This window comes from Vibrio sp. 10N.222.49.A3, assembly GCF_041475145.1.
In the GTDB taxonomy this organism is placed as follows: Bacteria; Pseudomonadota; Gammaproteobacteria; order Enterobacterales; family Vibrionaceae; genus Vibrio; species Vibrio tasmaniensis_A.
In genome coordinates this window covers 1-21,684 of record NZ_JBFRVM010000029.1, presented here as the reverse complement: position 1 = coordinate 21,684, position 21,684 = coordinate 1, and the positions used below count along the sequence as shown (strand labels likewise).

The following is a 21,684-nucleotide window of genomic DNA, read 5'->3' as shown; positions in this document are numbered from 1 at the left end:
TTTAAACGCGGTTAAACAACATTGTTTAACCGCGCTCAAGAGCTAGAACGAATTATCCGTACGTCTAGTATTTAAACAATTGAACTTGAGTATTCAACTGTTGAGCAATACCGCGCAACTCTTCAGACAAGTGACGAGAGTTATCAGCCTCAGTAGACATGTTTTCTGATACATCATTAACCAACTGAATATTCTTACTGACTTCACCGGTAACCGATCTTTGCTCAGAAGCAGCATTCGAGATATGTGAAGCCATCTCCGAGATCTGTTGAATCGATGTCGCGATCTCTTCCAGTGCAATAGTCGCATTGTTTGCATCATCGACACTTGATTGCGCCAAGTCTTGGCTACGTTGCATTGATTCAACAGCACTGACGCTGTTTTTCTGAAGAGTCTCGATCATTTCGCGAATCTCGTCTGTAGAGCTGTGAGTACGTTGAGAAAGCACACGAACTTCATCTGCCACAACCGCAAAACCGCGACCTTGCTCACCCGCACGTGCTGCTTCAATCGCTGCGTTTAAGGCAAGTAGGTTAGTTTGTTCTGCAATATCAGAAATGGTTGATAGAATAGTGTTGATGTCTAACGCATTTTTCTCAACTTCTTGAATGATACCTGAAGCGTTCTCAACTTGTTGAGCAAGACTAGTGATCGAATCTTGGTTGCGAATGATGACTTGCTTACCTTGTTCACAATTCTCTGTTGAACTGATCGCTGAATCAGCCGTCATTTGCGCGTTGTTTGCTACTTCTTCTGCTGTTGCCGACATTTCATGTACGGCTGTGGCAATCTGAGAAATTTCGTGAAGTTGGACTGATAGACCTTCACTTGTTTGACGAGCGACATTGGTACTAATTTCAGATTGCTGATTAAGCTGGTTTGAAGAGCCCGCAATATCACGCACTATCTCTTGAAGTTTTGCTATGAATGCGTTGACGTGATGCGCTAGAGTGCCAATCTCGTCTTTACTATGAACAGTCATACGCTGTGTTAAGTCGCCGTCACCTTTGGACAATGCTTCCATTGCCGAGCTTAGTGTCGTTAATGGCGATAGTGCTTTCTTGATGATAAACATCGCAACAAATGCGATTACAGCAAGTTGTATTAGACCAAATATTACCGACTGACGAACTAATGAATAGTAAGAAGCAAAAGAGTGATTTTTATCTATAACAACAGTGAAGTACCAGTCTGTATGAGGAACTTTCTGAGCAGAAAGAAGGGAGTCGGTACCTTTAATGGTTAACTCTTCAAATTCTGGATTTTGCGCAAGTGATTTGATTTTCTGAGCAGAAAGGTTGTTTGAAATATTAGAAACAGGCTTTAGCGTTAGGCCACGGTCTCTATGGGCAACAATGTTACCTTTACCATCGACAAGAAAAGCGTAAACACCAGGTTGCTCGATACTTACAATATCATTAATGAGGGTGTTTAAGTTCAGGTCTGCACCAATAACACCAGAGAAACCGTTGGTATTGAATGGGCTTGCAATTGTTACCACTAGGTCATTCGTAGCTACATCAACATAGGGTTCAGTGACGACTGTTTGACCTGCCGCCATAGGCGCTTTGTACCAATCTCGAGTACGTGGGTCGTAGTCTTGCGGTACTGGCAAATCACCACCTAGAAGAAAGCGACCGTCAGAAAGCCCTGCGTAGGCAATTTGAAACTTACCGGCACTTGTACTTTGAGTTAAATAGCTGGTTGGGTCATCGGTAAAAGTAAATGAATTTTTCGCTGCATTTACAACGTTAATTCGGCCTTCAATCCATTTTTCTATACCCGATACCGTTGTATCAGTTAGTGTATTTGAATATTGCTGAATGGAACGATAGGTTTCGTTAAGAAGTTGCTTACCTGTTACATAAGTCTGAATCATAGTCATTGCGAAAATAATGACAACAAACATCAATGTTAATTTGTTCTTGATTGAAATATTGCTAACACCCATTTACGGTACTTCACTCTATTAGAAATTTGGAAGAGAGTAGCAGTACGCCGTATTACCGTAAAGATATTTTATTACTGATTTTTATCAATAAATGAATAGTATAAAAATGAGTTATAAACGGAAGTGACGAGAAAGGGTGATTTTCGAGGATTTTAAGCTAAATGTTTAGTTTTTAGTTGCAAAATCAGACATTAAGGCCAATAGGTCACGAGACTATTAGCCTTTAAGTTACCGTTTAAACAATCGAATTTAACATTTGCTCACTGATGGATCATAAGTGTTGAATAGACTTAAAAGCCAAATCGAGCTGACATTAAGAATTGGTGGCCGTAAGTACCGTTATTTCGAAGGTCAATACCTACTGAAAGCTGTTCTGTTGAGTGGAAGCGAGCCCCTACACCGACAATTGAACTCGTGTCGTCGCTGTCGACGAGTTGACCAAGGCGGGCGTTAACTTCAATGTTTGCCAGCAACCAAGCTCTTAAACCAATATTGATTTCAGTTTTAATGTGGTTACCATCATTACGTTCGATGTTGTGCAGTAACATCTGTCCAGTAATATCAGCCAACTGATTAATTGGGCCGTTGAACCCCATACCTACAGCCGCATCCCAATCCCCTTCAAATTCAGAATCGATTCGAGCAACAAAGTGTGAGTTTTGAGTGAACATTGTTGTGACTTCGCCACCAAATGTACTAGGGCTAATACCTGTGCGCAGCTCAAATGTATTGTAGTTAAAGTTGTTTGCATACGCAGAGAATGAACACAGTGTAACCAACCCCAAAAGGACCGTCTTGTTTGCGCTACCTAGCATGGTGACTCCATATTAATTATATTTTTCGGCATTATAATGCAAAAAAGCCTGCAATATGCAGGCCATTTGTTATAAATCATGTCTTTGAAGTCGACGGTACGGAGTTTGTATCTTACAAAACTTGAATATGATCTACTTCGATCTCTGGCGTTTTACCACCTTCGTATTCGCCAAATATACGAACTTTTGTATCTGCGGTGAGCGGTTGCGCTAGAAGGATATCGTCATCCAGTTCGATTTGAATTTCACTCTGACCATCAGAGAATACGAACGTATCGTTCTTTAGTTGACGAACAATCTTGCCATCTACGATTGCTTCTTGCTCTGCGAACATGCTGGTGTCTGCTAGTAGAGTCGCAACTGAAACGGTTTCAATCGGTCCCGTGTACGCAATAGCGCTCTGATGCTTGTGGTTACTGTCGCTATTGTTGTGATTACTGTTACTGTCGCTGTGATGGTCACTAGCCATTGCGAAAGTAGGAGCGAGGATAATAGTAGATGCGATAGCTAATACAGTTTTTTTCATGGTGAATCCCTTAATGTTGTTTTTATTAGAAACGTTTTTCTTAATTTGAAACGTTTCTTTTCGTGAGTGCGCTTATTTTGTTTGTAAGCTTCGTTTCGATGGAGCTATTAAACAACACTGGGGTTGAATCCAGAGTGAGTAACACATTCATTTTCCATTCATTTTATTGAGCATCTACACGACAATGACGTTAAGATGGAGGCAGAGAAATATTGCCCACAGCTATAAATTGAAAATTAAGAAATAAAGGATTTAAGTACAGATGCGATCACCGTTAAACGCCCTTATGGTTCAAGGGACAACGTCAGATGCCGGAAAAAGTGTTTTGGTGGCAGGTTTATGCCGTGTTTTGGCAAGGAAAGGCATCAAAGTGGCACCTTTTAAGCCTCAAAATATGGCGCTAAATAGCGCAGTGACAAAAGATGGTGGCGAAATTGGTCGTGCTCAAGCGGTTCAGGCACAAGCTTGTAATATTGAGCCTACCGTCCATATGAATCCTGTATTGCTAAAACCCAATTCAGATACGGGTGCGCAAGTGATTCTACAAGGAAGAGCACTGACGAATATGGAAGCGACCGGATATCACGACTACAAGAAAGTTGCGATGAATTCGGTTATCGATTCGTTTGATCGACTTTCTGAAGAATACCAAAGCGTGATGATTGAAGGTGCGGGCAGTCCCGCAGAGATAAATCTTCGAGAAAACGATATCGCGAACATGGGCTTTGCTGAAAAGGCAGACATCCCAGTGATCATCGTTGCTGATATTGATCGTGGCGGCGTTTTTGCACACCTCTACGGCACATTAGCTCTATTATCTGAATCTGAACAAGCGCGCGTAAAAGGCTTTGTGATAAACCGTTTTAGAGGCGATATTGCGTTACTTCAATCTGGTTTAGATTGGCTAGAAGAGAAAACAGGTAAGCCTGTGATAGGGGTTTTGCCTTATCTGCATGGTTTTAACTTAGAAGCGGAAGATGCCATTACCTCAGCCCAAGAGTCTGATGGAGAAGCTAAACTTAAGGTTGTAGTGCCAGTACTAACTCGAATCAGTAACCATACAGACTTTGACGCTCTGCGACTTAACCCGTCGATTGATTTACGTTACGTAGGCAAAGGCGAGCGCCTGAACAACGCTGATTTGATTGTATTGCCGGGAACAAAATCGGTAAGAGCCGATTTGGAATACCTAAAACAGCAAGGTTGGGATAAAGATATTCAGCGTCATCTTCGCTTGGGCGGGAAAGTGATGGGTATTTGTGGCGGTTATCAGATGCTAGGGAATATCATCCACGACCCAGATGGCGTTGAAGGGAAATCTGGAAGCAGTGAAGGGTTGGGGTATCTTGATACTGAAACGACACTAACACAGCAGAAAACTTTAACCAATGTGTGTGGAACCATGACACTTGATGGCAAAACTGCACAAGTAAAAGGGTATGAAATCCACGTAGGTAGGACTGATGTCAATGAAACGGTATTACCGGTTCAGTTAGAATCTGGCAGTGTTGATGGTGCTGTGAATCAAGATAACTCAATTTTTGGTACTTACCTGCATGGCGTATTCGATAACAGTGATGCATTGTCGCTTATTTGCGAATGGGCAGGTGCTAATGATGTGACAGCGATTGACCATGAACAGCTTAAAGAGTTGGGTATCAATCGAATCGCTGATGCCATCGAAGATCACTTGAACCTTGACCTGCTTTGGCCTGAATTAACAGCTTAGGCCGCAACTTAGAAGTTAGCTCAAGAATTTAAACGAACAATAGATTAAATGAGAATAATGAAAAAACGAGTCATCCTTTTAACTATCGTCTTAGTTTCAGCACTGAGTTCTACTCATCTTTTGGCTGCTGAAAAACTACGAGTTTATGCTGCATCGTCGATGACGAACGCGGTTAACTTGTTGGTTGAAGAGTTTGAGAAAGATCATTCTGTCGATGTTATTCCAGTGTATGCGAGCACGTCGTCTTTGGTGCGCCAAATTGAACGAGGTGCGCCAGCAGACATTTTTATCTCGGCAAACGAAAAATGGATGACGCATTTAGTCGATCGCCAATTGGTTAATAGTGACAATGTCACAAACTTGTGCGAAAACGAACTCGTGTTAATTTCCCCGAAAGAGACGCCAATATCTTTGGACCTCTCAAGCGGTGACCAATGGGCTAAACTTCTAATGAATGAAAGACTTGCAGTTGGCAACACGATGTCGGTTCCTGCGGGTATCTATGCGAAAGAAGCGCTAGAAACGTTAGGTGTATGGGACGATGTGAAGACTCGATTGGCACCAAGTAACAATGTACGTATGGCATTGGCTTTGGTAGAGCGTAGTGAAGCTAAGCTTGGCATTGTTTACAAAACAGATGCATTGCTATCTAAAGAAGTGAACCTAGTGTCGACGTTCCCATCAGATTTACATACGTCAATACGTTACCCTGTAGCTAAATTGAGCGATAAAGTCGTCGCAGAACAGTTCTATACTTTCCTAAAGAGCGAAAAAGCGAAGGACACCTTGAACAGTTTTGGATTTGAAGTGCGTTAAATGATGTATCTATCGGAATACGAATACCAAGCCTTAATGCTGAGCTTGAAAGTCGCTGGTTTTGCCATCTTGTGGCTTATTCCAATCGGCATCGGCTTGGCATGGCTGCTTGCTAAGAAACAATTTGTGGGCAAAAGCATTGTAGAAAGTATTGTCCATTTGCCTTTGGTGCTTCCACCTGTGGTCATCGGTTATTTGCTGCTAGTGATGATGGGCAGACAAGGCGTTATTGGCTCTTGGCTTAATGACGTGTTTGGTATTGTATTCAGCTTTAGTTGGAAGGGCGCTGCTCTAGCGTGTGTGGTCGTAGCGTTGCCTCTGATGGTACGTTCTATACGACTGAGCTTAGAAACCGTAGACAGTAAACTTGAAGAGGCCGCAGCTACATTGGGCGCTTCACCTCTTCGTGTGTTCTTCACTATTACATTACCGCTGATGATCCCAGGGATCATTACTGGCACCATGCTTTCATTCGCAAGAAGTCTGGGTGAATTTGGTGCGACCATCAGCTTCGTTTCAAATATTCCCGGTGAAACTCAAACCATCCCTTTAGCCATGTATACCTTTATTGAAACCCCAGGAGCAGAAATGGAAGCCGCACGTTTGTGTGTCATTTCTATTGTGATCGCACTGAGTTCACTGATGCTTTCTGAATGGCTCAACAAAAAGTCAGCAAAACGTTTGGGGGGCAACGCATGAGTCGCATGAGCGCTTTAGTCCTCCAATATCAGCAACAGCTTGGTGAAACGTTTTTTGATATTGACTTAGAATTGCCAAGTACTGGTATTACGGCAATTTTCGGTCGTTCTGGTGCAGGTAAAACTTCACTTATCAATGCCATTAGTGGTCTCAAACAACCAGATAGTGGCTTGATCAGCGTATCTGGAACCATTCTGTTCGATAGTGAAAATGGCATCAACTTACCAACGCACAAACGCAACGTCGGCTATGTATTCCAAGAATCACGATTGTTCCCACACATGAAGGTAGCTGCGAATTTAAAGTACGGCATGAAATGCGTCGATAACGCGCACTTTGAACAAATAGTCTCGCTGCTATCGTTGGACTCGCTGCTTGATCGCTATCCAGCCCGTCTGTCTGGCGGTGAGAAGCAACGTGTTGCGATTGGCCGCGCACTGTTGTCTAAGCCCAGCATTCTATTGATGGATGAGCCATTGGCGTCTCTGGACTTACCTCGTAAGCGTGAAGTAATGCCGTTTCTTGAAAACTTATCTGAAACCGTTCAAATACCGATTATCTATGTCACTCATAGCCTCAATGAAATATTACGCTTGGCAAATCACCTTGTGATCATTGAGCAAGGCACAGTTATTTCATCGGGGATGACGGAAGAGGTATGGGCATCGAGAGCCATGCAACCGTGGCAATCTTTTTCAGAGCAAAGTTCGTTGTTTGAAGCGACATTAGCGGAACATAATGATGATTATGCGTTGTCACGTCTAACGTTAGGTAAATCAACGTCACTTTGGGTTCAAAAGGTGTCGAGCGAGCTTGGCACTACGGTAAGGCTGCAAGTGAGGGCAAATGATGTCTCTATCACGCTACAGCAGCCGCAAGGCACTTCGATACGTAATATCCTTCCTGTCACTATTAAAAGGGTAGAGACGCACCAGCAAGGCTCGAATAAGCAGAGTGTCGCTGTCGAGTTAGAACTTGAGGCCGGATGCTACCTATGGGCAACCATTACATTGTGGGCGCTGGATGAGCTGAATTTAGAAATTGGGCAACGTGTCTACGCACAAATTAAAGGCGTGAGTGTCGCGCAAAGAGATATTGCGATAACGCACTAAACTTATGCACTAAGTTCATGCAGCAAGCTCATGCGATAAGATATTCAGATCTAGTGGTAATACATTAAGGCCCCACGACGTACTTGGTTTCTGGTTTCATTTTAGAACGGGTAAAACTCGAACTTGATTCTGTGACTCGATCTTGATTCCATAAATGACAACATGCGTCATTTTTATACGGTATAACTGCCAGTTCTGCGTCATACTATATGAGTGTGTATGTATACTTTCGTGCGATGAGAAAAGTTAGAATTCTAAGAGCCACAATGAGAATCCCTGCACTAACAAGAACCCAGACGTTACATTCGAATAATAGAAGAAGCGAGCAGAAAAAGAACGTATAGAAAAAGCTGCTGGTACAAAAAAGCCGCATGTTTTAAATAACATACGGCTTAATCATTAAGTTTTCCTTAAGCATTCAACCTAAATTTAGGTGCTCTGAATAGCTTAGCGGATGAAAACTTCTTTGAAATCACGCTTCAAGATAGCATCACGGCGCGCTTTCTTGATTTGCTTAGCCATGTCTTTTACACAGTTATGTAAAATTTGGTCAAGCAGTTGAGCTCGGTACTCTTCTTTTTCTTCATCAGTCATGCCTTCTGGAAGTTTAAGAGTAGGGAACTCCTCCATCATGTTTACGCCAGCGAAAGCTTGGCTAACAGAGATTAGAGCGTGGAATTGCTCAAAGTTGTCCAAAACATTTTGTGCGCTTGCTGGAAGGCTGCTCCAAGTTTCACGCACTGCTTCTTCAGACACTTCGTGAATAGAAGTAACCATGTTGTGCATCTCTTTAGGCACTTCATCAAATTCGATAACTTGGCGAAGCTCTGGTGAGATAGTGGTTAAATCGATTTCTTGTACTTCGTTGTTTGTAGCGTCTGACATAGTATTTCTCTTTAAAAAGAAACAATGCTAAAAAGATCTGTAAAAAAGTCAATATAATATAGAGATTAGGGCATGATTTAAGCCCAAATTTGAGCTACTTTGAATATTCAACACTAGATAAAGGTGATGTGATGATAGAAAAGGGATCTTCGATGCGCATATTGCTGGTTGATGACGTTCAACTGGATAGGATGCAACTCGCTATTCGACTCAAGCAACTGGGTCACGTTGTAGAAGCTGTTGGTAGCGGAAAAGAAGCCCTGAATGTTTATTCTGATTTTGATCCTGAACTCGTGTTACTGGATATCAGTATGCCAGACATGGATGGTTTTGAGGTCGCTAACGAAGTTCGTCGGCAATTCCCAGAATGGGTTCCGATCATCTTTTTGAGCGGTCATGAAGAGCCTGAAATGATCGCAAAAGCGATTGATGCTGGTGGCGATGATTATTTGATCAAACCGGTAAACAAAGTTGTTTTGAACTCTAAGTTGATTGCGATGCAGCGTATTGCGCACATGAGACGAGAGTTAAAACAGAGTACCGCCAAACTCGAAGAACTGAATATTTTACTGCAACAACAAGCCAACGAAGACGGCCTAACCAAATTATACAACCGTCGATATATGGATACTAAGCTTGAAGAGAGCATTGCGTGGCACGGACGACGTAATATATCCATGACCGTCATACTACTCGATGTTGACTTCTTTAAGCCTTACAACGATAACTATGGCCACATTCAAGGGGATAAGTGCCTGCAAGGGCTTGCCAATACTTTGAAAGAGCTCTTTGTTCGAGCTGGAGAGTTTGTTGGACGTTACGGCGGTGAAGAGTTCGTCATCATTCTGAGTGATACCGACAGCTCCGCGGCTAATTTACAGGCCAATCGTGTAAAAGAAGCACTGCATCAAATGAACTACGTCCACGACTACTCAGCAGTGTCTGACAGGGTGACAGCGTCACAAGGTGTGTTGTCATTCATCCCTGAAGGTGGTGAAGCTATCGCTTCTATTTACGAAAAGGTTGACCAAGCATTGTATCAGGCCAAGCAAAGTGGAAGAAATACCTACATACAACGCGATATTATGGAGCTTGAGCAATAGTTGACGAGCTTCGGTAGTAACCTGAATTATACTTCTAGTAGCTTATAAGCTAGGAAGTGACTTAAGTGATAAAAGAAATGCAGCATTCCAAGTCATTCGTCATGACTAACTCAAACAAAGGTCTTGTATTAACTCTGTTTGTTTCCGTGTGTCCAACAGCTGTTAACGCAGCTTCGCTCTCTGAATTGGTCAGAAAAGACATTGAACAAACCTTCGCAACGAGTGTTTTGCTCAATGATACGGATGTGTTTACCTTTGGCATAAATAATTTTGATCCCAACAAAGTCTTTAGTTTGGACAATGAAGATATTGGCTCTAATGACTCAGTAAGTCGCCGACAAAATATCGCTTCCCTCAGCCTTCCTTATACCTTTGAAGTGCCAAGTTATATTGAAGACAACCATCAAGAAGTAACACTTCGTTTATCTGCGTTGCGGATAGAGAAGGATGTTCAATATGCCAGTTCAACGATAAGCGACTTTCAAAAAGAGTCTGTTGTTTCTGGTTACGTTGAGTATGCAAACGTATCCCAGTTGAACGAATACTGGAGTTTTAGTTCTGCAATTGGTAACCATATTTCCTATTATCGAAACGATTTTGAATATCGTTCTTCGTTGCTTGCACCAATTCAAGGTCAGCTGGATGGTCTTTATCTGAACACGGATGCTTGGGCATACATAATAGAGCCTAAGATAAAGTTGATGTTTGAAGATAAGAATGACTGGGGTAAATATAAACTCAGTACCAGTTGGCATTACTTTAATGGTATAGGTTGGGGAGAAGCCAATAACGGTAATATTGGTCACCCAGAAGGTTGGTACATAGCAAATGAAGCTAAGATCTTCTATGACTTAGTTCGTTGGGACAAAAACATCACATCCATGTATTCGAGTATAAGAAGAATAGATATTGGTGGTGATACTGTCGCGTCTATGGGCACTACAGCTTACTACGAAGGTAGTGTAGGTTGGTTGCTTAACCCAAATCTGTTTAATGACTGGGTCGATAATGTAGGAATAGGGTTTACTATCAATTACGGAAGTAGTTTGAAAGGAGGGAGCTTAGTCATCTTCTTTAACCAAGATTAGTCTAAGCACCAACGCTTTCGATGTTCACACCGTTAAATTACGATGTTCAGAGCTTTACATTCCAAGACTTTCAACGTCTTTAACTATCGACACACAGCTTGTTTCGGCCAGTTTCTTTTGCTTTGTACAGTGCGTTATCGGCAAGTTTCAAGACTTCTACGGGTTGTTTAGTGGTTCTACTATCAGACAGCCCAATGCTCACCGTTACGTTTACGACTTCAGTTGATTTGTTGCTCTGACCACGTTTTTTAATGCCGACTTCATGGTCGTCAGGGCGATCGTTGCTATTTCGAATCGTCATATCGTAGTTTTGTACTTCCGAAATGAGAACTTGAAGGTGCTCTTTAACCTGTTCCGAGTATTTGCCTTTAAAAATAATCGTAAACTCTTCACCACCATAGCGATAAGCTTTTGCACCACCGGTTGTTTCACTCAATATACGTGCTACCAACTTCAACACATCGTCGCCAATGTCATGCCCGTAGGTATCGTTAAATTTCTTGAAGTGGTCGATATCAACCATCGCCATTGAGTATTTTCGCCCTAAGTGCTTCATATCCACTTCTAGTGCGTGTCTACCTGGAATGTTAGTTAAACGGTCATTAAAGGCCATATCGTGGCTAGCAGAGACGACATAGATAATGAATAGCGTACCAGACAGCGAGAACATCGTACTAGAGATGTATTGCACATCAAAAAATATGAATGTACTAGTAGAAAGTAAAATTGCGCTGTATACGACAACATCAATCGCGCGGTTGTATACCAGAACTAAAATCGACGTAAGGCCAAGTAAACAAAGGCTATACAGCACTAAAACGAAAGGTAGCCTCGAGAATCCGTTAACGATAAACAGGATACCTTCGCTCCATGACTCAAATCCACCTGACTGGAAATGAGAAACAATTAATTGCGCCCATACCGTAAACAGAACGAGAACCAAAGCATATAGGAACATGGATTTCGAGTTAACGCCGTTATCTGGGAAGGCATACACCAGTAAGCATGTTACAGGAACTAAAGCGGTTAACAGAGACAGTTCTAATAGAGTGGTGCCTGTGTTGAGTGGCGTTTGTAAACGAACTTGAATGATGAGGTATGCGACGAGCATGGTTAAGGACACCATGGCCATACGACCTTGCTTAAATGTGTGGCACAGCAAAACCGCAACGCTCAATAGAATGTATGGGAGGTTGCTAGCAAACCCTAAGTTTGAATCCGTCACTAGGATGACGTTGTTCATACCTGCAAGTAATATTGCTAATAGAAGTAAGGGAAAGCAAAATCGAAATATGCTCGACGTGACGAAAGAAGATGTCATTTATGTGGTGAGCCTAACTATAATGATGATCTTATATTTTAATTTTATACGTAGGATACGGGTAAACAAGCAATTGCCAAGCTTTTTCACTAAATTATAGCAAAAACATGATCATAGCTCGCTAATTGTACAATGAAATTTATATGTATTTCAGTTGCTATTAACCATAGAACGAGCTACACAGTATATATGATAAATGAAACAGCCGTTATTGATACTTAACTAAATTTAGATAGTTTGTGCTTAAGGGGTAGGTGGTTAGCTGAGTAGCAATGAACAGATGTTATAACGACTAGCTACAGAAGCGGTTAGCTACAACGGCGATTAGTTACAACAATGATGAGTTACAACAACGATTAAACTAGAACCAACCGCTCAACATGGAGGTGTATTATGCAAATCAGTGTCGATGTCCATAACTATATGGAAACTTTGGTGGGAAATGTATTAGCGACAGAAGAGTATGTTTCTGGCTATACCAACGAGCAGTTAGCCGATCTTGCGTGTTTGGCTTTAGGTCAGCTTAAACCCATCTATATTCGCTTCGATGTCGATTTTCTGTCGGCATTGCCAGAGGATAAATTGGTGCTGTATAAACGAAATAGTGAGATCGCGGTCAAAAATGCAGAAAGTATGATCATTGACGACAGAAGACGCGAGCGTGACGACAATGTCCCCGTAATCTTTAGTCAACATAATTTTGATGATGACGTTGAATTACAATGGTATGAAAAGCCATTGTTGAGCGGTAAACAGTCATGATAGTTTACGGTTAATTCGGTCATTTAAGGAGTAAAAACGTGGGATTCTTTTCTAGATTATTTAGTGGCAAAGAAAAAACCGAACAAAAAGTAGAAATTGAGCCTGTCGAATATAAAGGTTTCAATATCTATCAAGATGCCATTGCAGAATCTGGTCAATACCGTGTAGCAGGGCGAATCGAGAAAGAATTCGATGGTGAAATCAAAACTCATCGTTTTATTCGTTCTGATGTTGTTTCAAACAAACAAGACGCCGATGAATTGATGCTTAAAAAATCGCAGATGTTCATCGACCAAATGGGCGATAGCATTTTTAGCTAACCAAATAGGGTTAGAATTGATGTTGGTCATAATTTAGAGAGCTTTCAGTCTATATGCTGAAAGCTCTTTTTAGTTTTAGGAACAAAGAACAGCTAGTAGGTTGTTATTTAAAGGAATATTTGCAAGTGGTATGACCTCTTGACTCAAAAGAGGCGTCATTTCTTCAAATGAAGTGCTCCAATTCCATCCAAATCGTTATAAGTAATAACTTTTCCTGTTCTTTGAATAAAACGCTTGAAGTATTAGTTGTCGTTAGATACAAACGAATAAGTCATTGTGCCAATAGTCAAGGAATAGCTATGCAAGTTGGTGTACCAAGAGAAACACTCGCAGGTGAAACGCGAGTCGCTGCTTCGCCGAAATCGGTAGAACAGCTTCTAAAATTAGGATTTGAAGTTTGTGTTGAATCACAAGCAGGTGCGTTAGCAAGTTTTGAAGATGCAGTTTATGAACAAGCTGGAGCAAAAATTGTCACCGCAGATGAAGCTTGGAAATCCGATATTATTTTTAAAGTTAACGCTCCGATCGTTGACGAAACTAAAAATGAAATTGATCTTCTTAAAGATGGCGCAACATTGGTCAGCTTTATTTGGCCAGCTCAGAACCCAGAATTAATGGAACAATTGTCCACTCGTAATATTAACGTGATGGCGATGGATTCTGTACCTCGTATTTCAAGAGCTCAAGCGTTAGATGCATTGAGTTCTATGGCTAACATCGCGGGTTACCGTGCTGTTGTTGAAGCGGCGCATGAATTCGGTCGATTCTTCACGGGGCAAATTACGGCGGCAGGCAAAGTTCCACCAGCGAAGGTACTGGTTGCTGGGGCGGGTGTTGCTGGCCTAGCAGCAATTGGCGCAGCGGGTAGTTTGGGTGCGATCGTTCGTTCGTTCGATGTTCGTCCTGAAGTAAAAGAGCAAGTCGAGTCTATGGGCGCTGAATTCTTGGAAGTGGATTTCAAGGAAGATACCAGCGCGGGCGACGGCTACGCAAAAGAGATGTCTGAAGCATTCAATAAGAAAGCTGAAGAACTGTATGCAGCTCAAGCTAAAGATGTTGATATCATCATTACAACGGCACTGATTCCAGGTCGTCCGGCACCTAAGCTGATTACCAAAGAGATGGTAGACAGCATGAGTGCTGGTAGTGTGATTGTTGACCTTGCGGCAGCCAATGGCGGCAACTGTGAATATACCGTTGCGGATCAAGTCATTACAACGGCTAACGGCGTCAAAGTGGTAGGTTACACAGATATGGTTGGTCGACTACCGACTCAATCATCTCAACTGTATGCAACGAACCTAGTTAACTTGCTGAAACTGCTTTGCAAAGAGAAAGATGGCAACATCAATATTGACTTTGAAGATGTCGTGCTACGCGGTGTTACTGTGGTTAAAGAGGGTGAAGTTACTTGGCCTGCACCACCAATTCAAGTTTCAGCTCAACCACAACAAGCTAAGCCCAAAGCGGTTAAACCAGAGCCTAAAGTTGAAGAGCCGGTTTCTCCAATTAAGAAAGTGGCAGGCATGGCGATTGCTGTAGGTGCATTTGCTTGGGTAGCGTCGGTTGCTCCTGCTGCGTTCTTATCTCACTTTACCGTTTTTGTACTTGCTTGTGTGGTGGGTTATTACGTCGTTTGGAATGTAAGCCATTCTCTGCATACGCCTTTGATGTCCGTAACTAACGCGATTTCGGGAATCATTGTAGTCGGTGCACTGTTACAAATAGGACAAGGAAGTGGCGTTGTCACGTTCTTATCATTTATTGCCGTATTAATTGCAAGTATCAATATCTTTGGTGGCTTTACCGTAACCAAACGTATGCTTGAAATGTTCCGTAAAGACTAAGGAGTGACAGATGTCTGAAGGATTAGTACAAGCAGCTTATATTGTTGCTGCTGTATTCTTTATTATGAGCTTGGCTGGGTTGTCGAAACAGGAATCTGCGCGTGCAGGTAACTATTACGGTATCACGGGTATGGCAATCGCGTTGATCGCGACGATCTTTGGCCCACATTCTGCAGGTATTGTATGGATCATCATTGCTATGGTGATCGGTGGTGGTATTGGTATCCACTACGCAAGAAAAGTAGAAATGACTGAAATGCCTGAGCTGGTGGCAATTCTGCACAGCTTCGTAGGTATGGCAGCAGTACTTGTAGGTTACAACAGTTACATTGATCCACCTGCTACTGTTTCTATCAACCCTGCTGATATTCATGCAGAGCACGTGATCCACCTAGTGGAAGTGTTCCTTGGCGTGTTTATCGGTGCGGTGACGTTCACGGGTTCTATTGTTGCGTTTGGTAAGCTTCGCGGCGTTATCTCTTCGTCTGCATTGAACATCCCTCATAAGCATAAGTGGAACCTAGCGGCGATCGTAGTTTCTACACTACTGATGATCATGTTCGTTAAAGCGGACGGCAGCATGTTCGCGCTAATGGTGATGACTCTAATCGCATTCGCATTCGGTTACCACCTAGTGGCATCGATTGGTGGCGCAGATATGCCAGTGGTTGTCTCTATGCTGAACTCGTATTCTGGTTGGGCAGCAGCAGCGGCAGGTTTCATGCTTGCGAACGATCTGCTTATCGTAACCGGTGCATTGGTTGGTTCGTCAGGTGCGATTCTTTCTTACATCATGTGTAAGGCGATGAATCGCTCTTTCATCAGCGTTATTGCTGGTGGATTCGGCCAAGACGTGGTTGTGTCTGATGGTGATGAAGAGCAAGGTGAACACCGCGAAACATCAGCTGAAGACGTGGCTGACATGCTTAAAAACTCAAAGTCAGTCATCATCACTCCTGGATACGGCATGGCAGTAGCTCAAGCTCAATACCCAGTGCATGAAATCACTGAGAAGCTACGAGCGCAGGGCATCAATGTTCGATTTGGTATCCACCCAGTTGCTGGTCGATTACCGGGTCACATGAATGTGTTACTTGCTGAAGCCAAAGTACCTTACGATATCGTTCTTGAAATGGACGAACTCAACGATGACTTCAATGAGACCGATACTGTTTTGGTTATCGGTGCAAATGACACTGTGAACCCAGCAGCACTTGAAGATCCAAACAGCCCAATCGCTGGCATGCCAGTACTTGAAGTTTGGAATGCTCAGAGCGTTATCGTATTCAAACGTTCGATGAACACAGGTTACGCAGGTGTGCAAAACCCTCTGTTCTTCAAAGAGAATACGCAGATGTTGTTTGGTGATGCGAAACAGAGCTGTCTCGGTATTCTAGAGCATCTATAGGAAACACTTTTTAAGTATTTTCTAAGCAAAAGCATTAAGTCGTAACCAAATAAGGAGCTCATTAGAGCTCCTTTTTTTGTTCATCTGAAAGTCGCTGTATCCTAAAGCAACAATCCATGACCCATAAGCACAGTCCGATAAACGGACGTAAAACTCATTGGAATGAAGTTATGACTACTCAAACGATTAGTGAGTACAGCTGTGCAACATAGCCCTAATATGATCGAAATTGTCGCTATAACTCGTCATTAGCACGGTTTTTCATGCGGTTATAAATTTATCTTTGATAACGAATGGTATATATTTGATTGATCTATATGAATTTGCGTTGGTTTGTGATCATCAAAAGAACATTTACTCTGCTTATCGCTACATTATCCGTTTCAGTGAACGCGTTTGCTGACTCTTTACCTGAGCGTATCGATAACTTCACTAAACTTTTTGATCATGAAATGGCAATTGAATCTTATGATATTCGACTGCTTCAGGCTGATTACCCGACTCGCTTGATCATGCCGTCTTCTATGCTGCCGCAAACTGCTGAATACCCACTAAAAGACATCCAACGTTTATACCGGTTATCAAAAACATGCAGCGGAAAGTTGCCCTTAAGCCCTCTAATAACAGAGCCTTTGGTCTTTACTCGTGCAATGTGTAAAGGAACTAAACTTTCTGATCGTTGGTTTACTCGAAGTGGTTTGATTCATCCCGGTGGCGGTTCATATGCCGCACGCTACGTTGAGTTATACCCAGAGAAATTTGACTCGTTGAAGCGCTACATGCACATTCAAGAGCGACCGAACACCGAACACGATGAACTACTGTCTCGTCTACAGAATATGGACAATGAAGCCATAACAGCTTTGCTAGCGGGTGCGAGTATGTTTGTTGAGCTTGATGAAATGTGGGTTAAGCGCGGTGATAGATATTACCTGTATAAAGAATCAGTTTGGAACGAAAACGCTACGCTCGCGGGCTTATCCTTTAGTTTGTCCTCAGAAAGCAACAGCTGTTTCGTCCAACGCGGCAATGTATGTTGGGAAATAGAAGATCATTCAGAACTTCTGCAGATCGCCATGTTTATTTTGGTGATTGCCAATATCCTACTCGTGTTGGGGTGGGCGGTTTACCGCTGGAACAGTAAAAAACAAGAGATGAAGAGCCGTATGCTGGTTCTTCAAATTCTAACGCATGAATTAAGAACACCGATTGCGAGTTTGTCATTAACAGTTGAAGGGTTTAGGCGAGAGTTCGAACACTTGCCAGAATCGGTATATGATGAATTTCGTAGGTTGTGTGAAGATACACGCCGTTTAAGGCAGTTGGCAGAAGCAAGTAAAGACTATTTGCAATCAGACAACCAACCGCTTGCAACAGAGTGGGTGCCAAGTGTTGAAGAGTGGCTTCAATACAAAGTTGAAGAAGACTTTGCACCGGGCATTGAACTCCGCGTAAACAAAGATATTGCTGCAAAAGTAAACGTATATTGGTTAGGAACGTGTATCGATAACCTGATCAGAAATGCCGTGAAATACGGCGTTGCCCCGGTGATACTAGAACTGAATACTTCTGACAAGAAGCTGACATTCAAAGTTATAGATAATGGAGACTTGTCTCGCAAAGATTGGGGGCAACTAAGAAAGCCATTCGTAAGTAAGAGTGGACTCGGTTTAGGTCTGACGATAGTAGAATCTATGGTCGGAAAAATGGGCGGTCACATGACGCTTATCGGCCCCCCAACAACATTTATTTTGGAGATACCTTGTGAAACAGACATTGCTTCTCGTTGAAGACGATAAAAATTTAGCTGACGGTTTATTAGTTAGCCTTGAGCAAGCTGGATATGAATGTTTACATGCCGAGCTGATCTCTGAAGTTGAAGGCTATTGGGAACAAGCGGATCTTGTGATCCTAGACCGTCAACTTCCTGATGGTGACTCAGTAGATTCACTTCCAGGTTGGAAGAAAAAGAAAGACATCCCAGTTATTTTGCTAACGGCTCTCGTAACAGTAAAAGACAAAGTAGCCGGCCTAGACTCAGGTGCGAATGACTACCTGACGAAACCATTTGCAGAAGCTGAACTGTTTGCTCGAATCCGTGCACAACTACGCCTACCTGATGCTGAAGATCAAGATGCATCAAAAGTGATGGCTCAAAACCTTGTCATTGACAAAGCAACACGTGAAGTGTTTTTTAACGAACTGGAAGTCACGTTAACGCGTACGGAATTTGATTTACTATTATTCTTGGCAAGTAATCTTGGTCGAGTGTTTACTCGTGATGAGCTACTAGACCACGTTTGGGGTTACAACCACTTCCCAACAACTCGTACTGTAGATACACACGTTCTGCAACTAAGACAGAAGTTGCCAGGTTTAGAAATTGAAACCTTACGTGGCGTTGGCTACAAGATGAAAGCGTAATGAAAAAAGCCTTACTTCCACTACTCATTTTATCAAGTGTCATCAATACTGCACACGCAGCCGATTGGTTTAAGGACAGTGATGCACTGACACAAGTGCACAAGCACCTGCTAGATAATGATTTAGCATTGATGTTTGATTCATTGGTGGAAGTTTGGCAAATCAATGCTTCGCAATCTCGCGAAGATCATCTCAATCAACTGTTCGATCAAGCATTGAACAAGGATTGTGGTAAAACGCTTACAAAAAAAACGTTACCGGACTGGATAAGCTCGGTCGTCGTGAAAAGACACATTATTCAAAGCCCAGGCAGGGAAACATTCCGCGTGGCTATTGATGTTGAATCGGAAAGCAACATCCAAGACATCGCCTTTGAGAAGTGGGTCGACAAGGTCGTTTCGTCTGACAGTGAGTTTACCAAAGGCAACCCGGTAATCAATAACACTTCAGTGAGCGTATACAGCAAACGTTATAGCTTAGCGTCTCAACTTGATTCCGGACTTTATCGCCTGACTGTAAAAGGAAATAGCGGTAACTCCTGGAGCACTTGGGTCATTCTTGGTGAAGTGGTTATGCGTCAACAAGTTCGTTGGGCATCTAAAGACTCTTGGTTGATCGATAAAAAAGCACTGCTGAACCCCTACTGCCCATTACCAAAGCTAGACGTAGGTTTGTACGATTATGTCGATGAACGATATAAGCAGGTGTGGGGTAAAAGTTATGAATCCGATTATCCGACCAATTTAACGGGTGAAGAACTGCCCAATGATCGTTATGTTTTAGCTGTATCAATGGTACATTCGCGCTGGCAAGGTGACATAGCGATAGAGCAAGCACAAACTATCAGTAAAACTTATGATATTTCTAGCGAAGAGTAGCTAAAGTAATTTAGAATTGAGCCGTTAATAATGTAAGGGATCTAACAAAGATAAACGGCATGAAAAATACAACTAAACTACTCGCAGCATCAATTGCATTCGCCAGTCTTCCTCTTTCAGCAGCAAACTACGCCATTGAAGCGCGTGGTGATGCGATGGGTGGTGTTGGTGTTGTTTCAGCAAACTTCCTAACAGCTCCATTCTATAACCCAGCACTTGTTGCTATTTATCGTCGTAACGATGATATGGGTATGATCACTCCAAGTTTTGGTGGTAGTTATAATGACCCCCAAGACATGAAATCAAATATTGATTCCGCTCTGGCGGCGACAAACACTGCAGATTTAGATGCAGCTCTTAAAAAACTCGATGGTAACCAAGCTAATGTTGAACTTGGTGGTGTTGTCGCATTCGCTATCCCAAATCAATTTATAGCGGCTAACCTATTCGGCAAAGCCTATACAGAATCGTTTGCTACACCAAATGTTTACAATGAAGCGTCAGCGACAGATGCCGATAAGCTTGAGTTGTCGACGGTAGAAGCCGTTGCTATTGGTGTTACCGAAGTTGGATTAACTCTCGCTAAATATCAAACCTTTATGGGGCAGCATATTTCATTTGGTATCACGCCTAAACTTCAACGTATTTACACATACAACTACGTTGCTTCTGTTAAGAGCTACGATTTGTCTGATGTAAGAGACAATGGTGAAGGTGAAACTTCTTTTAATATGGATGCTGGCGCGCTTTGGTTCACAGGTCCATTTCGAGTTGGCTTTTCGGCTACCAACTTAATATCTAGAGATATCAATACCAAAGATACATCTCAAACTTTAACGAGTACGACGACCAGCGGTGTGACACACAAAGTCGGTGGCCAATACGCATACAAACTAGAGCCAGTATATACCGTAGGTGCTGGTATCGTAGCGGACTACTTCACGCTTAGTGTCGACTATGACTTAAATGAAACCGAAAAGTTTACTTCGTTCAAAGATAATGAACAGATGATTCGCGTTGGTACAGAAGTTGATGTTTTACGTCAGCTTCAGCTAAGGGCAGGGTACTACAAGAATTTGGCATACTCTGGTTCAGAAGGTACAGTCACTGCAGGTATTGGTTTGTCGCCACTCAATTTGTTCCAGTTAGATTTAAGTGCTAACTACACAAATGAAAATGCAATGGGTGCGTCAATCAATTTCCTTGCTAGTTACTAACAGTCCTTATATAGTTCTGCTCCTAAATAAAGGAGCAGACTATGCTAAACGACTTACCAACCCTTTCTCACGAAGAACAACAGAAAGCTGTTGAACGAATTCAAGAAATGATGACCCAGGGCATCAGCACAGCACAAGCTATCAAAATCGTTGCTGAGCAAATTCGTGAAGAAATGAGTAATAAAGAAGAGTAGGGCATTAGCCCTTCTTTTTTAACAACTTAGTGCACTATAACTAAACATATTACCCTCTAGTATATTATATCGCACATACCAACTCTTTAGTTATCCTAAATTCCGAGCTATTCAAAACCATTAAATGCCGTTTATTCAGTAAGTTACGTTGGAGTAATCCACTTATCAGGCTTTTCTTGGCTTCTATTTGTAATTAAATTACAGCGCGAACTGAAAGTAATACAACTATCATTTCGGGTGTCAGTATTTGTGCCACCCTGTCTAAGTGGTTAAATCTATGGCGTTTTTTAAGGCTAGTGACGTTGTGACTTCCATTTTTAGTGGATCAGAGTGCGTGATTAGAAGCGTGATGGGAGCAGAATAATAAGGATTTCCTCGAAGAGCAGCGCGAGATAAATAACGACGGTAATGTTCAAAACCGATACCGCGAGTGACTTACGACTGCTTAGAGAAAGCTTTTACTAGCCAGATATGTGCGGTTTAGAACAAGTAGTTGAACGAAGCCGCTGCGCGGCAGAGTAAAGCGAGTGCAAGCCATACTCTTGTAACACCATCATTTGGATGGTCGTTGACAGGAGTAACTTATGAA

20 protein-coding genes are annotated in these 21,684 nt (G+C 42.4%); 15 read left to right on the top strand and 5 right to left on the bottom strand.

Annotated elements, in window-relative coordinates; genetic code table 11:
* Positions 1–64: 64 nt before the first annotated feature.
* From AB4589_RS05385 to AB4589_RS05375, 3 genes are all read right to left on the bottom strand, one after another.
* The gene (locus AB4589_RS05385) at positions 65–1,951 is read right to left on the bottom strand and encodes a methyl-accepting chemotaxis protein (protein ID WP_372099675.1); all 1,887 of its coding nucleotides are present in this window, start codon (positions 1,949–1,951) and stop codon (positions 65–67) included.
* A 290-nt stretch (positions 1,952–2,241) separates the two neighbouring features.
* Positions 2,242–2,766 carry a hypothetical protein gene (locus AB4589_RS05380; protein ID WP_009845348.1) on the bottom strand — a complete coding sequence of 175 codons (525 nt, stop codon included), beginning with the start codon at positions 2,764–2,766 and terminating at the stop codon, positions 2,242–2,244.
* Between the two features lie 112 nt (positions 2,767–2,878).
* Complete coding sequence (locus AB4589_RS05375; RefSeq protein ID WP_012600619.1) at positions 2,879–3,292, bottom strand: YgiW/YdeI family stress tolerance OB fold protein; 414 nt, start codon at positions 3,290–3,292, stop codon at positions 2,879–2,881.
* Positions 3,293–3,554: 262 nt separating this feature from the next.
* On the opposite strand from AB4589_RS05375, the gene AB4589_RS05370 reads away from it, so the two are divergent.
* Genes AB4589_RS05370 through modC form a run of 4 tightly spaced genes read left to right on the top strand, consistent with a single transcriptional unit; the run spans position 3,555 to position 7,648 of the window.
* On the top strand, positions 3,555–5,021 hold the full coding sequence (locus tag AB4589_RS05370; RefSeq protein ID WP_102582277.1) for a cobyric acid synthase: 1,467 nt from the start codon (positions 3,555–3,557) through the stop codon (positions 5,019–5,021).
* A 57-nt stretch (positions 5,022–5,078) separates the two neighbouring features.
* Entirely contained in the window at positions 5,079–5,837 is a 759-nt protein-coding gene (gene modA, locus AB4589_RS05365) for a molybdate ABC transporter substrate-binding protein (RefSeq protein WP_372099673.1), read from the top strand.
* Positions 5,838–6,536, top strand: coding sequence for a molybdate ABC transporter permease subunit (gene modB, locus AB4589_RS05360; protein ID WP_017102126.1), 699 nt, complete (start codon positions 5,838–5,840; stop codon positions 6,534–6,536). It abuts the gene before it with no gap.
* 5 nt (positions 6,537–6,541) lie between these two features.
* Positions 6,542–7,648 (top strand): molybdenum ABC transporter ATP-binding protein ModC, encoded by a 1,107-nt coding sequence (gene modC / locus AB4589_RS05355; RefSeq protein WP_371997024.1) that lies wholly within the window; start codon positions 6,542–6,544, stop codon positions 7,646–7,648.
* 447 nt (positions 7,649–8,095) lie between these two features.
* Here the strand turns inward: modC and AB4589_RS05350 are convergent, their stop codons facing one another.
* The gene (locus AB4589_RS05350; RefSeq protein WP_017098271.1) at positions 8,096–8,533 is read right to left on the bottom strand and encodes a DUF3069 domain-containing protein; all 438 of its coding nucleotides are present in this window, start codon (positions 8,531–8,533) and stop codon (positions 8,096–8,098) included.
* Between the two features lie 131 nt (positions 8,534–8,664).
* Here AB4589_RS05350 and AB4589_RS05345 point away from each other — a divergent pair, with 131 nt between their 5' ends.
* Both AB4589_RS05345 and AB4589_RS05340 read left to right on the top strand, forming a co-directional pair.
* Complete coding sequence (locus AB4589_RS05345; protein ID WP_198135326.1) at positions 8,665–9,636, top strand: diguanylate cyclase; 972 nt, start codon at positions 8,665–8,667, stop codon at positions 9,634–9,636.
* Between the two features lie 101 nt (positions 9,637–9,737).
* A complete protein-coding gene (locus AB4589_RS05340) occupies positions 9,738–10,724 on the top strand; it encodes a Solitary outer membrane autotransporter beta-barrel domain (RefSeq protein ID WP_371702111.1) in 987 nt (328 codons plus the stop codon).
* A gap of 79 nt (positions 10,725–10,803) precedes the next feature.
* Here the strand turns inward: AB4589_RS05340 and AB4589_RS05335 are convergent, their stop codons facing one another.
* Positions 10,804–12,045, bottom strand: a complete 1,242-nt coding sequence (locus AB4589_RS05335) for a GGDEF domain-containing protein (RefSeq protein ID WP_012600626.1) — start codon at positions 12,043–12,045, stop codon at positions 10,804–10,806.
* Positions 12,046–12,438: 393 nt separating this feature from the next.
* On the opposite strand from AB4589_RS05335, the gene AB4589_RS05330 reads away from it, so the two are divergent.
* The 9 genes from AB4589_RS05330 to AB4589_RS05290 all read left to right on the top strand — a co-directional run bounded on the left by AB4589_RS05330 (position 12,439) and on the right by AB4589_RS05290 (position 21,095).
* A complete protein-coding gene (locus tag AB4589_RS05330) occupies positions 12,439–12,807 on the top strand; it encodes a late competence development ComFB family protein (protein WP_009845358.1) in 369 nt (122 codons plus the stop codon).
* Positions 12,808–12,845: 38 nt separating this feature from the next.
* Positions 12,846–13,127 (top strand): HlyU family transcriptional regulator, encoded by a 282-nt coding sequence (locus AB4589_RS05325; protein WP_012600627.1) that lies wholly within the window; start codon positions 12,846–12,848, stop codon positions 13,125–13,127.
* A 299-nt stretch (positions 13,128–13,426) separates the two neighbouring features.
* The gene (gene pntA / locus AB4589_RS05320; RefSeq protein ID WP_372099671.1) at positions 13,427–14,974 is read left to right on the top strand and encodes a Re/Si-specific NAD(P)(+) transhydrogenase subunit alpha; all 1,548 of its coding nucleotides are present in this window, start codon (positions 13,427–13,429) and stop codon (positions 14,972–14,974) included.
* A 10-nt stretch (positions 14,975–14,984) separates the two neighbouring features.
* Positions 14,985–16,382, top strand: a complete 1,398-nt coding sequence (gene pntB / locus AB4589_RS05315; RefSeq protein ID WP_372099669.1) for a Re/Si-specific NAD(P)(+) transhydrogenase subunit beta — start codon at positions 14,985–14,987, stop codon at positions 16,380–16,382.
* Positions 16,383–16,699: 317 nt separating this feature from the next.
* The gene (vxrA, locus tag AB4589_RS05310) at positions 16,700–18,172 is read left to right on the top strand and encodes a sensor histidine kinase VxrA (RefSeq protein ID WP_372099709.1); all 1,473 of its coding nucleotides are present in this window, start codon (positions 16,700–16,702) and stop codon (positions 18,170–18,172) included.
* A complete protein-coding gene (vxrB, locus tag AB4589_RS05305; RefSeq protein ID WP_009845363.1) occupies positions 18,147–18,806 on the top strand; it encodes a response regulator transcription factor VxrB in 660 nt (219 codons plus the stop codon). The genes vxrA and vxrB overlap by 26 nt, the downstream gene beginning before the upstream one ends.
* A complete protein-coding gene (locus tag AB4589_RS05300) occupies positions 18,806–19,684 on the top strand; it encodes a DUF2861 family protein (RefSeq protein ID WP_135384363.1) in 879 nt (292 codons plus the stop codon). Before vxrB ends, AB4589_RS05300 begins: the two co-directional genes overlap by 1 nt.
* Positions 19,685–19,743: 59 nt before the next feature.
* A complete protein-coding gene (locus AB4589_RS05295) occupies positions 19,744–20,901 on the top strand; it encodes a conjugal transfer protein TraF (RefSeq protein WP_135384362.1) in 1,158 nt (385 codons plus the stop codon).
* Positions 20,902–20,942: 41 nt separating this feature from the next.
* The gene (locus AB4589_RS05290; RefSeq protein ID WP_004731009.1) at positions 20,943–21,095 is read left to right on the top strand and encodes a YoaH family protein; all 153 of its coding nucleotides are present in this window, start codon (positions 20,943–20,945) and stop codon (positions 21,093–21,095) included.
* The last annotated feature ends 589 nt before the right edge of the window (positions 21,096–21,684 follow it).

Coding starts and splice junctions, on each gene's coding strand:
- AB4589_RS05385 (WP_372099675.1), bottom strand. CDS start 1,951: ATGGGTGTTAGCAATATTTCAATCAAGAACAAATTAACATTGATGTTT.
- AB4589_RS05380 (WP_009845348.1), bottom strand. CDS start 2,766: ATGCTAGGTAGCGCAAACAAGACGGTCCTTTTGGGGTTGGTTACACTG.
- AB4589_RS05375 (WP_012600619.1), bottom strand. CDS start 3,292: ATGAAAAAAACTGTATTAGCTATCGCATCTACTATTATCCTCGCTCCT.
- AB4589_RS05370 (WP_102582277.1), top strand. CDS start 3,555: ATGCGATCACCGTTAAACGCCCTTATGGTTCAAGGGACAACGTCAGAT.
- modA (WP_372099673.1), top strand. CDS start 5,079: ATGAAAAAACGAGTCATCCTTTTAACTATCGTCTTAGTTTCAGCACTG.
- modB (WP_017102126.1), top strand. CDS start 5,838: ATGATGTATCTATCGGAATACGAATACCAAGCCTTAATGCTGAGCTTG.
- modC (WP_371997024.1), top strand. CDS start 6,542: ATGAGCGCTTTAGTCCTCCAATATCAGCAACAGCTTGGTGAAACGTTT.
- AB4589_RS05350 (WP_017098271.1), bottom strand. CDS start 8,533: ATGTCAGACGCTACAAACAACGAAGTACAAGAAATCGATTTAACCACT.
- AB4589_RS05345 (WP_198135326.1), top strand. CDS start 8,665: ATGATAGAAAAGGGATCTTCGATGCGCATATTGCTGGTTGATGACGTT.
- AB4589_RS05340 (WP_371702111.1), top strand. CDS start 9,738: ATGACTAACTCAAACAAAGGTCTTGTATTAACTCTGTTTGTTTCCGTG.
- AB4589_RS05335 (WP_012600626.1), bottom strand. CDS start 12,045: ATGACATCTTCTTTCGTCACGTCGAGCATATTTCGATTTTGCTTTCCC.
- AB4589_RS05330 (WP_009845358.1), top strand. CDS start 12,439: ATGCAAATCAGTGTCGATGTCCATAACTATATGGAAACTTTGGTGGGA.
- pntA (WP_372099671.1), top strand. CDS start 13,427: ATGCAAGTTGGTGTACCAAGAGAAACACTCGCAGGTGAAACGCGAGTC.
- pntB (WP_372099669.1), top strand. CDS start 14,985: ATGTCTGAAGGATTAGTACAAGCAGCTTATATTGTTGCTGCTGTATTC.
- vxrA (WP_372099709.1), top strand. CDS start 16,700: ATGAATTTGCGTTGGTTTGTGATCATCAAAAGAACATTTACTCTGCTT.
- AB4589_RS05300 (WP_135384363.1), top strand. CDS start 18,806: ATGAAAAAAGCCTTACTTCCACTACTCATTTTATCAAGTGTCATCAAT.
- AB4589_RS05295 (WP_135384362.1), top strand. CDS start 19,744: ATGAAAAATACAACTAAACTACTCGCAGCATCAATTGCATTCGCCAGT.
- AB4589_RS05290 (WP_004731009.1), top strand. CDS start 20,943: ATGCTAAACGACTTACCAACCCTTTCTCACGAAGAACAACAGAAAGCT.